The 14563-nt window shown below is 70.0% G+C and carries 11 protein-coding genes; 5 read left to right on the top strand and 6 right to left on the bottom strand.

Translation table 11 applies throughout. The features are described 5' to 3' along the window. Nucleotides 1–24: 24 nt before the first annotated feature. A complete protein-coding gene (locus AB0D18_RS06550) occupies nt 25–1530 on the top strand; it encodes a long-chain fatty acid--CoA ligase (RefSeq protein ID WP_362413602.1) in 1506 nt (501 codons plus the stop codon). 60 nt (nt 1531–1590) lie between these two features. Next, the gene (locus AB0D18_RS06545; protein WP_362413600.1) at nt 1591–2043 is read left to right on the top strand and encodes a MaoC family dehydratase; all 453 of its coding nucleotides are present in this window, start codon (nt 1591–1593) and stop codon (nt 2041–2043) included. A 15-nt stretch (nt 2044–2058) separates the two neighbouring features. On the opposite strand, the gene AB0D18_RS06540 is transcribed toward AB0D18_RS06545, so the two are convergent. Further along, the gene (locus tag AB0D18_RS06540) at nt 2059–2871 is read right to left on the bottom strand and encodes a PaaX family transcriptional regulator C-terminal domain-containing protein (protein ID WP_362414050.1); all 813 of its coding nucleotides are present in this window, start codon (nt 2869–2871) and stop codon (nt 2059–2061) included. Between the two features lie 277 nt (nt 2872–3148). Here AB0D18_RS06540 and AB0D18_RS06535 point away from each other — a divergent pair, with 277 nt between their 5' ends. Next, nucleotides 3149–4414: a DUF2993 domain-containing protein gene (locus AB0D18_RS06535; RefSeq protein ID WP_362413598.1), complete on the top strand. Its 1266-nt coding sequence runs from the start codon at nt 3149–3151 to the stop codon at nt 4412–4414. Nucleotides 4415–4556: 142 nt separating this feature from the next. Next, nucleotides 4557–6620, top strand: a complete 2064-nt coding sequence (locus AB0D18_RS06530; protein ID WP_362413596.1) for a prolyl oligopeptidase family serine peptidase — start codon at nt 4557–4559, stop codon at nt 6618–6620. A 60-nt stretch (nt 6621–6680) separates the two neighbouring features. On the opposite strand, the gene AB0D18_RS06525 is transcribed toward AB0D18_RS06530, so the two are convergent. Continuing rightward, entirely contained in the window at nt 6681–9020 is a 2340-nt protein-coding gene (locus AB0D18_RS06525) for a collagenase (protein WP_362413594.1), read from the bottom strand. Nucleotides 9021–9273: 253 nt separating this feature from the next. Between AB0D18_RS06525 and AB0D18_RS06520 the strand changes: the two genes are divergently transcribed. Further along, nucleotides 9274–10611 (top strand): aminopeptidase P family protein, encoded by a 1338-nt coding sequence (locus AB0D18_RS06520; protein ID WP_362414048.1) that lies wholly within the window; start codon nt 9274–9276, stop codon nt 10609–10611. Between the two features lie 231 nt (nt 10612–10842). Here the strand turns inward: AB0D18_RS06520 and AB0D18_RS06515 are convergent, their stop codons facing one another. The 4 genes from AB0D18_RS06515 to AB0D18_RS06500 all read right to left on the bottom strand — a co-directional run bounded on the left by AB0D18_RS06515 (nt 10843) and on the right by AB0D18_RS06500 (nt 14537). Then, nucleotides 10843–11277: a VOC family protein gene (locus AB0D18_RS06515; protein ID WP_362413592.1), complete on the bottom strand. Its 435-nt coding sequence runs from the start codon at nt 11275–11277 to the stop codon at nt 10843–10845. 79 nt (nt 11278–11356) lie between these two features. Further along, complete coding sequence (locus AB0D18_RS06510) at nt 11357–12076, bottom strand: GntR family transcriptional regulator (protein ID WP_362413590.1); 720 nt, start codon at nt 12074–12076, stop codon at nt 11357–11359. 53 nt (nt 12077–12129) lie between these two features. Next, nucleotides 12130–13524: an aldehyde dehydrogenase family protein gene (locus AB0D18_RS06505; RefSeq protein ID WP_362413588.1), complete on the bottom strand. Its 1395-nt coding sequence runs from the start codon at nt 13522–13524 to the stop codon at nt 12130–12132. Next, nucleotides 13521–14537 (bottom strand): proline racemase family protein, encoded by a 1017-nt coding sequence (locus AB0D18_RS06500; protein ID WP_362414046.1) that lies wholly within the window; start codon nt 14535–14537, stop codon nt 13521–13523. Before AB0D18_RS06500 ends, AB0D18_RS06505 begins: the two co-directional genes overlap by 4 nt. Between the last annotated feature and the right edge of the window lie 26 nt (nt 14538–14563).

Genomic DNA, 14563 nt, shown 5'->3' with positions numbered 1-14563 from the left:
CCACCTTCGAAGGGGAACGCAACGATGCGCAACGAGGGAATCGGTTCCTGGCCCGCACGCCGTGCCCGCAAGACCCCGCACCGCACCGCGCTGATCCACCAACTCGCCGACGGACACCGCGCGTTCAGTTACGCCGATCTCCACGACCGCACCACCCGCCTGGCGCACGTCCTGCACGCACGCGGTGTACGGCGCGGCGACCGGGTCGCCTTTCTCGGCCCCAATCACCCCTCCTTCCTGGAGACCCTCTTCGCCACCGGTCTCCTCGGTGCGGTCTTCGTTCCGCTCAACATCCGGCTGGCCGCGCCGGAGATCGCGTACCAGCTCGCGGACTCGGGAGCCAGGGTCCTCGTCCACGCACCCAGTCTGTACGACGCCACTGACAATGCCGCCGGAAGCGTTCCTGACCTGCTCGAAGTGGGTCGGGAGTACGAGGAGCTGATAGCCGGGGCTTCCGCCGTACCGCTGGACGAGCCCGTCTCCCCTGACGACATCTGCATCATCATGTACACCTCGGGCACCACCGGCCGCCCCAAGGGCGCCATGCTCACCCACGCCAACCTCGTCTGGAACGCGGTCAACGTCCTCGTCGACCAGGACCTCGCCGCCGACGAACGCGCGCTGGTCTCCGCTCCCCTGTTCCACACCGCGGGTCTGAACATGCTCACGCTGCCCGTGCTCCTCAAGGGCGGCACCTGCGTCCTCGTGGAGTCCTTCGACCCGGCCGAGACCCTCGACCTGATCGAGGAGCACCGCATCACCTTCATGTTCGGCGTGCCCACCATGTACGAGCGGATCGCCCGCCACCCCCGCTGGCCCGACGCCGACCTGTCCTCGATGCGGCACCTGAACTGCGGCGGCGCCCCGGTGCCGACCGGCCTCATCGATACGTACCAGCGGCGCGGCCTCAACTTCCAGCAGGGATACGGGATGACGGAGGCGGCGCCCGGCACGCTGTTCCTCGACGCGGAGCACTCCGTCGAGAAGGCGGGTTCGGCGGGCGTGCCGCACTTCTTCAGCGACGTGACCGTCGTCGGTCCGGATCTCGTGCCCGTCGCCCCCGGCGAGACCGGTGAGATCCAGGTGCGCGGACCGCATGTCATGCCCGGTTACTGGGGGCTTCCGGCGGAGAGCGCGGAGGCGTTCCACGACGGGTGGTTCCGTACCGGGGACATGGCCAGGGTCGACGAGGACGGCTTCGTCACCATCGTCGACCGACTCAAGGACATGATCGTCTCCGGTGGCGAGAACGTGTATCCCGCCGAGGTCGAGGACGTGCTGCTCGCCCATCCCGATGTCGTCGAATGTGCGGTCATCGGCGTCCCGGACCCGCAGTGGGGCGAGGTGCCGCGCGCGGTCGTCGTCGTGCGGGAGGGTTCGGCGGCCGGGCCCGAGGAGATCCTCGGCTCGCTCGGCGGGCGGCTCGCCAAGTACAAGATCCCGAAATCCGTGGTGGTGGCGCGGGAGCTGCCGCGCACCGCGTCCGGAAAGCTCGCCAAGCCCCGGGTCCGCGCCCTTTACGGCATGTGATCCCCCCGTCTTCATGGCATGTGATCCACCAACTCCCCTTACTTGAAAGGCCCTTCACCCATGACCACAGTCAACAGCCTCGACGCACTCAAGAAGCTCGCGGGCAGCGACCTCGGCGCCAGTGACTGGATCACGGTCTCGCAGGAGCGGATCAACGGCTTCGCGGACGCGACGGGGGACCACCAGTGGATCCACACGGACCCGCAGCGCGCGAAGGACGGCCCGTTCGGCGCACCCATCGCGCACGGATATCTGACGCTCTCCCTCTTCATTCCGCTCTTCACCGAGCTGCTCGACGTCGAGGGCGTCAGCACCAAGGTCAACTACGGTCTGAACAAGGTGCGTTTCCCCGCGCCCGTCCCGGCTGGTTCCCGGCTGCGGCTGGTCGCGAAGCTCACCGAAGTGACGGACGTCGCGGGCGGGGTGCAGATCACCGTGGGCGGCACGATCGAGATCGAGGGCGGGGCCAAGCCCGCCTGCGTACTGGAGAGCGTTTCCAGGTTCTACGCCTGAGCCGGTGCCCCGGTTCTATGCCTGAGCCGGTGTCCCCGTCCGTACCGGCACCAGGTCGAGGAGGCGTTTCGCCGACCGCCGCGCCCGCGCGTCGAGCCGGGTGTGCACGGCGCGGAACGTCTTCTCGGCCTCCTCGGCCGGCCAGTCGTCCGGCAGGTGCTTCACCGGCAGTCGTGGATCGCCCCGTACGATCTGCAGCCATTCGGTGGCCATCCGCAGCCGCAGCACCAGCGCGTCGTCGTCGCGGACCTCCACGCCGTCCTGCGCGAACGGCAGCCAGCGGCCCAGGAACTCCTCGTACCGCGAAGCGAGTTGGGGCAGCTGCCAGGCCTCCTCGATCATCGCGCCGATATCGGTGCCCGCGTCGGCGTGCGCGCGGAAGACCTTCGCGTGGGAGGACAGGCCCAGCTCGGCGACGAGGGCAGCGACGTCGACCTCTCCCGGCGCGATCCACAGTCCGCTGAACAGTGGCCCGAATCCGCTCCACACGAGCCGTGAGCGCAGGTCGTGCCGCTGCCGCTGCCAGGCCTCGGGAAGCGAGAAGCCGAGCAGGGTCCAGGTGCCGTCCCAGTCGCTGTTGACCGCACCGGTGTGCCAGATCCGGTGGTCGCCGTCGCGCAGGATCGCCTCCGACCTGTCGGTCAGCCCGAAGTACATGCGGCGCCCCTCTCGCTGCTTGCGCAGCAGCCCGCGGCCCGCCATCCGGGTCAGCGTGGAGCGGGTGGCCTGCTCCCCCACGCCCGCCCGCCCGAACAGCTCGATGACGCTGCCCGAGTACACGCACACGTCCCGGCCCAGCACCTGGTCACCCAGGAAGGTCAGCATCAGCGACTGGGGCCGGAGGGCCTCCCCGGGGGTCGGCCCGACGCTCGGCCCCGCGTTCGGCCCCGTGTTCGACTCCGCGTTCGGCCCGGCGGTCACTTCGGTGGTCACCCGCCCACCGTAACTGCCGACCGGACTCCCTTCCCGTACCACAAAGCGCCCCAAACGCGGCGAAGCCGGTCATCGAGCTTGCGTTCGAGGGTAGTGCGCATGGTGGGATGACGCGATGCGCACCCCCACACGCATGAACCCTCATCCCGAATCCCCCCACATACGGAATGAATTGAGCAACTCCAGCAATCCCAGCAACCCCAGTTATCCCAGCGGACCCAGCGGGCCCAGTGGACCCAGCAAGCCCAGGAATCCGTACGACGAGCTCGCCCGTCTCGCTCCACCCGAACCCGACTACGCGGCGTACGAACCGGACGAAGGGCTCCTCGGTCTCGGCCTGAAGTCCGACGACGACGATGACGACGAGTGGCAGCCGCCGAACCACCGGGGCAAGAGCCGCCTCCGCGCCGTTCCCGTGGTGTTCAAGGTGGCCGTCACCGGGGTCGTCGTGGTGGCGTTCGCGCTGCTCGCGGACCGGTTCGCGCTGATGTACGCGCAGGACAAGGCCGAGGACCAGCTGAAGAAGTCGATGAAGCTGGCGACGGCCCCCGAGGTCAAGATCCACGGCTTCCCGTTCCTCACCCAGGTCTTCGACAAGCGTCTGGACCGCGTCGACGTCGCCGTGCCCGACGTCGCGGCCGACCGGGTGTCCATCGCGGAGGTGCGGGCGACGGCTCGCGACATCAGCATCGTGGGCAGTCTGCCGTCGTCGATCCAGGGCGCCGTCATCGGCAGCGTGGAGGGCGACGTACTGCTCTCCTTCGACGACCTGAACCGTGAACTCGGCTCCTCCCAGGCCAAGTTCAAGAAGGACGGCCACGACCGCATCAAGGTCAGCGGTGAACTTCCGATTGCCGGAACGAAGGTGCTGATCGGCGCGGAGGCGCACATCAAGCGCGACGGCGACCAGGCCGTCTCCACCACCATCGACCACATGCGCCTCGACCTCCCCGGCATCGTGACGTACCGGCCGGGCAAGGACCGTGCCACCTCCGGGCTGCGGCTGCACCCGCAGGCGGCGGCGGAACTGGCCCGGCAGGGTGAGCGGATCAAGGCGCTGCTGGCGGTTCCCTCGGTGGTTGAGCGGCTCGGCGTACCGAAGGAGTGGGTGAAGAAGGCGCTGAGCAGCGAGGCGGAGCTGAACCGGCTGACCGGGTCGCCGCAGTTCGTCAAGCAGTTGATGAGCCTCAACCTGGTGGATGTGGTGATCGACCACCCGTGGCTGCTGGAGAAGGTCGGCATCAACCCGAAGATGATCGCCTCGCTGCTCGCGATGCGTCCGCCGGAGCTGTCGGAGAAGCTGTCGATGTCGTTCCGGCTGCCGAAGACGCCGGGCGAGCTGCGGCTGCGGGAGGTCAAGGTGGAGCCGGAGGGCATCCGGGCCGACCTCAACGGGACGGGGCTGACGTTCGGGGACGTGGCCGGCAAGGACAAGTGACGTACGGGGGCGGGGGATTGTGTCTCCCCCGCCCCTTCGCGCTGTTCCACGATTCCAGGGCCCCGAAGCTTCCCGCCAAGGGCAATGCCATTTCATATGTCACATCCTTGACCGTGGCCGTACGACCGGCGACGATCTCCTCATGCCTCTGCCACCCCTCACCGACCCCTTCCTCGGCCTCTCCGCCCGCACCGGCCGGTTCACCCACGGCGCCCCGCGCGCCGCGACCTTCACCGAAGGGGGACGGCTGCTGTACTTCCTGCGCTCGGCCGGCCCCGCCGACCCCTGCGACAGCCTCTGGGTGCTCGACACCGTCTCGGGCGAGGAGCGGCAGCTCGCCGATCCTCAGGCTCTGATCCCCGGTGGGGGTCAACCGCCACTGGTCGAGCGGCAGTTGAGGGAGCGCATCCGGCTCGTCGCTGCGGGGATCGGCCTCTACTCCCTCTCCGGTGACGGCCTGTTCGCGGTCTTCGCTCTGTACGGCCGCCTGTTCCGGGTCGGTACGGGACCGGACGGCAAGCCTGAGGAGATCCAGGCCGCCGGGCCCGTCTTCGACCCCCGCCCGAACGTCGACGGCTCGCGCATCGCGTACGTCAGCGAGGACCGGCTGTACGTGGCCGAGTGCGCCGGGGGCGCATCGCGCCCGGTCTCCCCGGACGACGGCGCACGCTGGGGCATCGCCGAGGCCGCAGTGGCGGAGGACCTGGACCGTTCGCGCGGGCACTGGTGGGCTCCGGGCGGCCGTGCGCTGCTCGCCGCCCGGGTCGACGAGTCGGCGCTGCCCCGGCTCGACTACGGCGGCGAGTTCGCCTACCCGAGGGCGGGCGGGCCGAACGCGGACGTGCAGCTGTGGGTGCTGGAGAGCGGGGATCCCGTACGGCTGGAGTGGGACGCGGCAGCGTACCCGTACGTCACGGACGCGGGCTGGGAGTCCGACGACGAGATCCTCCTGACCGTGCGGGACCGGCTCCAGCGCGAGGTGCTGCTGCTGTCCGCCGACCCCGCCACCGGCGCCACCCGTGTGCTGTCGCGGACCACGCATCCGCTGTGGGTCGACGGACTCCCGGGCACACCGGCCCGGCTGGCGGACGGGCGGATGCTGACGGCCGCCGACACCGAGGGCGGCGCGGCGCGCGGCCTGGCCGTGGACGGTCGGCTGCTGACCGGCGACGATCTTCAAGTACGGTCCGTCGAAGGGGAATTCGGTGGTGCTCTGGTCGTCACCGCAGCCCTGGACGAACCGGCCGACCAGCACGTCGTCCTCGTCGGCCCGGACAGTGGCGAGCTGCGCCCGCTCACGTACGGCCCCGGAGTGCACGCCGTCACGGTGTCGCCGGGGGCCCTGCTGATCACCTCCGCCGGCCCCGACGGGCCGGTGCGGCGGACCGTACACGCCGAAGAGGGAAGGGAGTTGGCCCTTCGGGACCTCTCCGAGCCGCTCCCGTACCGGACCGTTCCCCGCCTCGCCCGGGTCACCGAGCACCGGCTGCCGACCGCTCTGGTCCTGCCGCGCGGGCACGTTAGCGGCCGGCGGCTGCCGGTACTGGTGGATGTGTACGGCGGCCCCGGTGCGCAGGCGGTGACGAACGACCCGCGCACACAGCAGCACCGCCAGTGGTGGGCCGACCAGGGCTTCGCGGTGGTGACGGTGGACAACCGGGGCACTTCGAACGTCTCACCGGCCTTCACGTACGCCATGTACCGGGGCTTCTCCAAGGTCACCCTCGACGACCAGGTGGCGGCGCTGCGCGAACTCGGCGATCTGTACCCGGAGTTGGATCTGTCCCGGGTGGCGGTGCGCGGCTGGTCGTACGGCGGATATCTGGCGGCTCTCGCGGTACTGCGGCGGCCGGACGTGTTCCACGTCGGCATCGCGGGCGCACCGCCCACCGACTTCCGTACGTACAACACCGCTTATACGGAACGCTACTTGGGGATGCCGGCCGAGCACCCCGAGGTGTACGAGGCGGACTGCCTCGTCAAGGACGCCCCGAATCTGAGCCGTCCCCTCCTGCTGATCCACGGCCTCGCCGACGACAACGTCCACCCCACCCACAGCCTCGCCCTGTCCCAGGCCTTGACGGACGCGGGCCGCGAGCACGAACTGCTCACCCTGCCCGGGGTGTCGCACATGACGCCCGGCGGCGTGCGGGAGCGGCTGATGGAGCGTGAACTCGCCTTCCTGCGAAAGACTCTGGAGGTCTGAGGCCGCAGAGCGAGGGCGGTCCCCCTGGAGGTGCACCTCCAGGGGGACCGCCCTTCCGTGCTAGCGGCGCAGCGGGCCTTCGCAGACGTAGTCGGCGCTGCCGGCCTGGCCACTGGACCAGACGTCGACCTTGCCGAAGGAGCAGTTCATGTCGGCGAGGTTGTTGGCGGCGGGCTTGGACCGGTCGAGGATGAAGTAGTCCACCGTCTCGGTCATGTCCTTGAACACCTTGCTGGCATCACCGGAGTTGCTGAGGTTGGCGGTGATGCGGCCGGTGCACACGAACCGGCCCAGTTCCTTGCCTCCGTCGTCCTTGCAGGCGGGGTCCATGGAGGTGGCGGACTTGAAGGCGCTCTGCACGTCGGCGGCGGACGTGTACCTCAGCGAACCGTTGGGTGTGTACTGGGTGTTGGGTACGAAGAGGTCGTTGACGATGGCGATCTGCTGGTCGAGGAACGCGTCGTAGCCGCGCTGCAGATTGGCGTCGGCACCCTGCTGGTTGCGCCAGGCGTCGAAGGCCGTGGGGTCGTTGGCGCGCAGGTGCTTGTACATCTCCTGGAGCTTGCCCGGGTGGTCGCGCCACAGGTACTCGAAGAAGGTTCCGGCGTACGAGTAGAAGCGGAAGCCGTCGCCGTTGTAGGTGGCGTGCAGAAGCTGATTGACCGTCATGCGGGGCCCGCCGCCCGCGGTGTCGGAGATGATGCTCTTCACCAGCGACTTGCGTACGGCGATGCCGTCGTCGCGGGTGGCCCCGTCGAAGAACTCGCCGGTGCCCTCGTCCATGGCGGTGGTGCGGTCGTTCTGGTACCAGGGGCCCTCGCCGAAGGAACCGTGCACGGCAAAGCGGCCGTTGAGGTAGTGGACGTACTCGTGGCGGAAGAGCTCTTCGAGCGTGAGCGAGGAGTCCTGGGGGACGCGGCGCTGGTAGGTGTAGAAGGTGGCGCCCCTCTCGATGTAGACGCCGCCGTTGTTGGTGTCCATGCCGGTGAGCAGCGGGTGGTACGTCTCGTAGTCGGCGCGGGAGGCGTACAGCACGATGTTGAGGCTGGTGTTGGTGTCGCCCGCGATCGGCTCGGTGGAGCCGACCACCCGGTGGAACTGGGCCTTGACCTGCTTGGACGCGTAGTAGAGCTGGTCGACGGTGGCGCGGTCGAGGGCGGTGCGGACCTTGATGGCGCCGTTGTCGTAGACGTAGGTGTACGGGAAGATCCGCTTCTCGATGTCGCCCTTGCACACCCCGTACTGCTCGCAGGCGCCGTAGTAGTTGAGCCAGCCGGCGACCTTGGCCCAGGGCTGGCTGCCCTCCCCGAAGTTCTGCTTGGTGAGGCCGAGGAGCGTGCCGAGGCCGGCGACGGTCTCGGTCTTCAGGGCCGGGATCTCGCCGAAGCGCCCGTACTCGCCCAGCGCGTCGCGCACCACCCACTCGTTGGGGGTGCCCTTGAGGTGGACGTAGCCGGCGAACTTCTTGAACGCCTCCCGGTAGGTGGCGTTCTGCGTGACGACGGTGTGGAACGCGGTGTCCTTGTTTCCGGGGTAGACCCCGAGGTAGTTCACCGAGAGCGCGGCGAGTGCGGCGCCGCCCCAGGCCGGGTCCTTGTACTGGGTGTTGTGGTACTGGTCCATGGTGGCCAGCACCTTCTGGATCAGGCCCAGTTGGGAGTGGCGCAGACCGGGGGCGCTGGCCGCGTACAGCGCCTCGCGCAGGGTGGTGGCGTTGCTCGGAGTAACGTCGAAGGTGCGGGCCGCGGTACCGAAGGCGTTGACCGCGCGGCGCACGGTCTCGACGGTGGCGGAGTCGGTGGTGTCGATCTCGTCACGCGAGAAGTCGTGGTACGCGACCGCGTGCAGGTACGTGAACATCTCGTACAGGTGCGTGGTGTTCTTGCCGTCGTGGGACGACGCGATGCTCGATACGCGGCGGGCGACGGCCTGTACGTGGGCGTCCGACATGACCGGGACAAGCCGGGCGTCCCACTTCCAGATGAGGTCGCGCAGACATCCGTCGCCAGTGACGGCCGGGTCGGCGAGGAAGTCCGCGAACTGCTCGGGCGACAGGCCGGTGATGCCGTCGAGGGTGCAGGGGGCGACGGCCGCTCTCGGCGCGGCGGATCTCGCGCCGGGTCTCTCGTCCCCCTTCAGGGCCTTCGTCTGGGCTCCGGGTATCCGGCCCCGCTCGGTGAGCGCACCGGGTGCGGGAGCGGCCTCCTTTGCCAACTTCGGTGCGGTCGCGAGGCGTTGGACCTCGTCGAACGGATTGGCGTCCGAGGTCACCGCACGGGGCTGCGGCTTCGGAGCGGCGGAGCTCTGCACGGGCGGCAAGGGTGCGGCCTGGGCGGACTGGATGGCCGGGAGGGCGAGGGTGGCGGCGAGAGTGGCGGCCAGCACAATCCTGCGCGGCATACGCGGGTGTGACACCTGGATCTCCGGTATCTGTGTGGGGAGTTGACGGGGCCGGCGTCGACGAGTGCCGTCGGCTTCCGCACCCCGAGGTGTGACCCGTAACATAGTAATGTGAAATTGCACTGACAAGACTTCAGACAACTCACCTGCCTCCGGAGGCGAAAACGTGACCTCACACCTCGCGAAAACCCCGCAAGCCGCCCAATCCCCCGAATCTCCCGAATCTCCCCAACTCAACACCGTCAGCCACGATTTGCCGGTTTCGCCCGCCCTCGATGCCTACATGGGCGACCGGTGGGCGCCTCCCTCCTCCTCGTCCGGCGCCCGGGTGCCCGGCTTCGAACACTTCGCGGGGCGGCGCGCCAGGCTCGCGGCGCGCTTCCCCGGCGAGCGACTCGTCGTACCTGCGGGCGAGTTGAAGGTGCGGTCGAACGACTGCGACTACCGATTCCGGCCGCACAGCGCGTACGCGTGGCTGACCGGGCTGACGACCGAGGACCAGCCGGGCCACGTGCTGGTGATCGAGCCGGACGGGGACGCGGTGCTGTACGTACGGCCGCGCTCGCCCCGCAGCGACGGGCGCGGCGAGTTCTTCCGGGACCGCAGGTACGGGGAGTTCTGGGTGGGCCGGCGGCCCGACCTGGACGAGGCCGCACACCTGACCGGCATCCGGTGCGCCCATCTGGACGACTACGCACCTGCCACCACCGCGCGGCGCGCGGACCGGGATCCCGAACTGGCCACGGCACTGAGCGAGTTGAGGCTCGTGAAGGACGCCTGGGAGATCGGGGAGATCCAGCTCGCCGTCGACCACACCACGGTCGGCTTCGAGGACGTCGTACGGGCGCTGCCCACCGCCCTCGCGCACCGGCGCGGGGAGCGCTGGATCGAGGGCGTCTTCAACCTGCGCGCCCGCGCCGAGGGGAACGGCACCGGCTACGACACCATCGCCGCCGCCGGTGCCCACGCCTGCGTACTGCACTGGATACGCAACGACGGCCCGCTGGACCGCGACCAGCTCCTGCTGGTGGACGCGGGCGTGGAGACCGATTCCCTCTACTGCGCCGACATCACCCGCACCCTCCCCCTGTCGGGCCGCTTCTCACCGGTCCAGCGGCAGGTGTACGACCTGGTGCTGGCCGCCCAGGACGCGGGGATCGCCGCCCTCAAGCCGGGTGCGAGCTTCCGCGACTTCCACCGGGCGTGCTCGGCGGTGCTGGCGGAGGGGCTGCACGACTGGGGCGTGCTGCGGGTCTCGCCGGAGGAGTCGCTGCGGGCGGACAGCGGGCTGCACCGCCGGTACTCGCTGTGCAGCTCGGGCCACATGCTGGGGCTCGACCTGCACGACTGCGCACAGGCGAGGGCCGACCAGTACCTCGACGGCGTGCTGGAGGAGGGCCAGGTCCTGACGGTGGAACCCGGCCTCTACCTCCAGCCGGACGACGAAACACTGCCGTGGGAACTGCGCGGCATCGGCGTCCGCATCGAGGACGACCTGGTGATCACGTCCGAGGGCGCCCGCCTGATGTCGAGCGCACTCCCCCGCGAAGCAACAGCCGTGGAGAACTGGATGGGCGACCTACTGGGGTGAACCCCACCGCGGCCCCGCCGCCGCCCCTGTGGGCAGCAGGGACGCCGCCGCCCACCGCTGTGGGCAGCAGGGACGCCCCTGGGGGCGATTGGGGTCTCCCCTGCTCGAGCGAAGCCGAGAGCTTGGGGAAGGGTGGGCACAGGGGCGGCCCCGGCGGAGCCGCCCCCTCGCTCCGGCACGCGCTCGCCACGGCCCAGCCCCACCGCGACCTCGGCCTCGACCGCCAACCCCCTACCGCTCCCCCAACCCCGCCGGCACCTCCTGCACCACCCACCCATTCCCATCGGGATCCCTGAAGTAGGCCCACGAATTCCACGTGTCCCCCTTCCCCTCCTCCCACCCCTTCTCCCCCAGGTGCATCACGGGGCTCACATCCACCCCGCGCCCCGCCAGCTCCTCCCGGCCCGCAGCGATGTCGACGACACACAGCTGAAGCCCCTGGAGCGAGCCGGGAACGACCGGAGTGACCCATTCCGCCGGCGGGGCCACCCCCTCCATGAGGGCGATCGAACAGCGCGAGCCCGGCGGAGTCAGCTGCACGACCCGGGACGTCGCACCCATCTGCATGTCGACGTCGACCTTGAATCCGCACTTCTCCGCGTAGAAGTCCTTCGCCCGGTCGATGTCCGAGACCGGCACGGCGACGACTTCGAGGGTCCATTCCATAAGGGGCCTCCGCTATTGGGGCGCTGCACGGCCGAGCGGCCGCATGGTCCCCATCCTGGTACGCACCCCCCACCGTCCGCTAGCGGACGCCCAGCTTCCGGGCGGTCGGCAGCGCGGTCTCCACCGGTTCGTCGCGGGACTGCGCCCACAGCGACCGCACGTGCCCGAGGTGGCGGGCCATACAGGCCTCGGCCGCCGCCGCGTCCCCGGTCAGCATCAGATCGAGGAGTTCGATGTGCTCCTCGGCCGACGGCAGCAGTTCGTTGCGCTCGTCGAGCCGGGTCAGCCCGTAAAGACGGGAGCGTTTGCGCAGGTCACCGACCGTTTCGACGAGCCGCTCATTGCCCGCGAGCCCGAGCAGCGTCAGATGGAAGCGGCGGTCGGCCTCCAGGTAGCCGATCAGGTCGTGCCGGCGGGCCGCCGCGACGATCTCCTCGGCGACCGGACGCAGTGCCTCCAGCTGCTCGCGGGTGGCGGTCCTGGTGACCTGCCCGATCACCGGCACCTCGATGAGCGCACGGATCTCGCTGTACTGGTCGAGGTCACGCTCGCTCACCTCGGTGATCCGGAAGCCCTTGTTCCGTACGGGTTCGACGAGCCCTTCGCGGGCCAGGTCGAGCATCGCTTCGCGCACGGGCGTCGCGGAGACGCCGAAGTCCGCGGCGAGGCCGGGTGCGGAGTAGACCGATCCTGGGCGGAGCTCGCCCGCGATGAGGGCCGCACGCAGGGCGTTGGCCACCTGGTCGCGGAGCCGTTCCTGGGCGGTGATCAGGTGGCGCTGCTGCTTGAGTTCGCCCATGGCGGTCCTCCGGGTTGCTGCGGACTGCCCAGCGTACAATGTCACGTTGCAGGTTAAGTGGCCCGGTGCAGTGAGTACGTGTGGGTGGAAGTGTAGAAGTCCAGTGCACTGCGGCCCTGTTCGCGCGGGCCGTGGCTGGAGGACTTCGTACCGTCGAAGGGGAGAGGGAAGTCGACGCCCGTCGAGGGAGCGTTGAGGCGGATCATGCCGGTGTCGAGGCTGTTGAGCCCGTGCAGGGTGGCGTCGAGGTCGCCGGTGTGGACGGAGGTGACGAGGCCGCAGGGGACCGCGTTGGCCATCCGGACCGCCTGGTCGAGGTCGGTCGCGTGCAGGAGGACCGCGAGGGGCCCGAAGATCTCTTCGTGCAGCAGCGGATGACCGGACGGCACCTGCTCGGCGAGCGTCGGTCCGGCGTACCAGCCGGGTCCCTCCACGGGCTTTCCGCCCGCCAACAAGGGTACGTCGCGGGCCGCCTCCAGCACCTTCCGGCGCGCCTGTTCCGAGATCAACGGGCCGCACAGGGTGGTGGGTTGGGCCGGGTCGGCGGCCGGGATCGCACGCAGGGCGTCGGCGAGCGCGTCGCGCAGGGGCCCGAGCGCCGCACCGACAGCGATGACGCGGCTGGTGGCGGTGCACTTCTGGCCCGCGTATCCGGCGATCGCGGTGGCGATGTGGGCGGCGGCACGGGCCGGGTCCGCGTCGGGCAGGACGAGCGCCGCGTTGAGACCGCCCCTTTCGGCCTGTACGGGGATGCCGTGCGCGGTCGCGGTGCGGACGACCGCGTTGCCGGTGGCCGCGGAGCCGGTGAAGGAGACGGCGTCGACGGCGGAGGCCAGGGCGTTTCCCTCGGGCGCACCACCGGGAACCAGCGTGAACACCCCTTTGGGCAGAGCCTGTTGGAGTAGTTCCGTGAGGCGCAGTGCGCAGGCGGTGGCCTCGGGGGCGGGCTTCAGAACGACGGTGTTTCCGGCGGCGAGTGCCGGCGCCGCCTTCCAGACGGGGAGGGCGTAGGGGAAGTTCCAGGGCGTGATCAGCCCGGCGACGCCGCGTGGCCGCCGGCGAGTGAGGAGGAGGCCGGCGCCCGATGCCGGTTCGTGAACGGATCCCGTTGCTTCGTACGGGAGTTGGGCGTAGCAGCGGGGGATCGAGACGGTACGTGACACTTCGGCGCGCGCTTCGGTGAGGGGCTTGCCCACCTCTCGTACGGCCAGGTCCGCCAGCTCGGCGGCCGCCTGCTCGACGGAGTGGGCGGCGGCGGTGAGCGCCGCGGAGCGGGCGGCGGCCCCGGCCGCGTACCAGGAGCGGTACGCGTCCCGGGCGTGGTCTGCCGCCTCAACGGTGCGCCAGACACCGGTGCTTGCCACGTCGACGACGACGTCTCTTGGATCCGACGGGTTGCGGGACACGACGCGGGAGGAGAGGAGAGGGCCCACCGGCGTGCCGGTCACAGGAGGAATCCTCCGGGGAAGGGGTCGGTGGGGTCGAGGAAGTACTGGGCAGTGCCGGTGATCCAGGCCCGCCCGGTGACGGTGGGAACAACTGCGGGGATGCCGCCCACAGTTGTGGTGTCGATGAGACGGCCGGTGAACTCGGTGCCGATGAAGGACTCGTTGACGAAGTCGCGGCCGAGCGGGAGTTCGCCCCGGGCGTGCAGCTGGGCCATGCGGGCGGAGGTGCCGGTGCCGCACGGCGAGCGGTCGAACCAGCCGGGGTGGATGGCCATCGCGTGCCGGGAGCGGACGGCGTCGGAGCCGGGGGCGGCGAAGTAGACATGCTTGAGGCCGCCGATGCGGTCGTCCTCGGGGTGTACGGGCCGGTGGTCGGGGGACGCGTTGACCGCGCCCATCAGAGCGAGTCCGGCGGCGAGGATGTCTTCCTTGCGGGAGCGGTCGAAGGGGATGCCGTCGGAGCCGACGGAGTCCAGCGGGACGAAGGCGTAGAAGTTGCCTCCGTACGCCAAGTCGTAGGTGAGCGTGCCGAATTCGGGGACGTCGATCTTGCGCTCGAGGGCGACGCTGAAGGCGGGGACGTTGGTGAAGGTGACGGCGGTGGCGGCCCCGTCCTTGACCTGTACGTCGACGGAGACGAGCCCGGCGGGGGTGTCGAGCCGGACTGTGGTGACGGGTTCGTGGACCTCGACCATGCCGGTCTCGACGAGGGCGGTGGCGACGCCGATGGTGCCGTGGCCGCACATGGGGAGGTAGCCGGAGACCTCGATGAACAGGACGCCGTAGTCGGCGTCGGGGCGGGTCGGCGGCTGGAGTATCGCGCCGCTCATCGAGGCGTGGCCGCGCGGCTCGTACATCAGGAGGGTGCGGAGGTCGTCACGGTGCTCGGCGAAGTTCAGACGCCGTTCGGCCATCGTGGCGCCGGGGAGGGTGCCGAAGCCGCCGGTGATGACGCGGGTAGGCATCCCCTCGGTGTGGGTGTCGACGGCGTGGAAGACGTGACGGGTGCGCAACATGGCCTCCGGGCAAGGGTGTTGTG

The organism is Streptomyces sp. NPDC048442 (assembly GCF_040651475.1).
Classification (GTDB): Bacteria; Actinomycetota; Actinomycetes; order Streptomycetales; family Streptomycetaceae; genus Streptomyces.
Note: the sequence above shows the minus strand (reverse complement) of the source record. Positions and strands in the feature narration are given on the sequence as shown.

Bases quoted from the DNA above. Each gene is read 5' to 3' on its own strand.
- AB0D18_RS06550 (WP_362413602.1), top strand. From the start codon at position 25: ATGCGCAACGAGGGAATCGGTTCCTGGCCCGCACGCCGTGCCCGCAAG.
- AB0D18_RS06545 (WP_362413600.1), top strand. From the start codon at position 1,591: ATGACCACAGTCAACAGCCTCGACGCACTCAAGAAGCTCGCGGGCAGC.
- AB0D18_RS06530 (WP_362413596.1), top strand. From the start codon at position 4,557: ATGCCTCTGCCACCCCTCACCGACCCCTTCCTCGGCCTCTCCGCCCGC.
- AB0D18_RS06525 (WP_362413594.1), bottom strand. From the start codon at position 9,020: ATGCCGCGCAGGATTGTGCTGGCCGCCACTCTCGCCGCCACCCTCGCC.
- AB0D18_RS06515 (WP_362413592.1), bottom strand. From the start codon at position 11,277: ATGGAATGGACCCTCGAAGTCGTCGCCGTGCCGGTCTCGGACATCGAC.
- AB0D18_RS06510 (WP_362413590.1), bottom strand. From the start codon at position 12,076: ATGGGCGAACTCAAGCAGCAGCGCCACCTGATCACCGCCCAGGAACGG.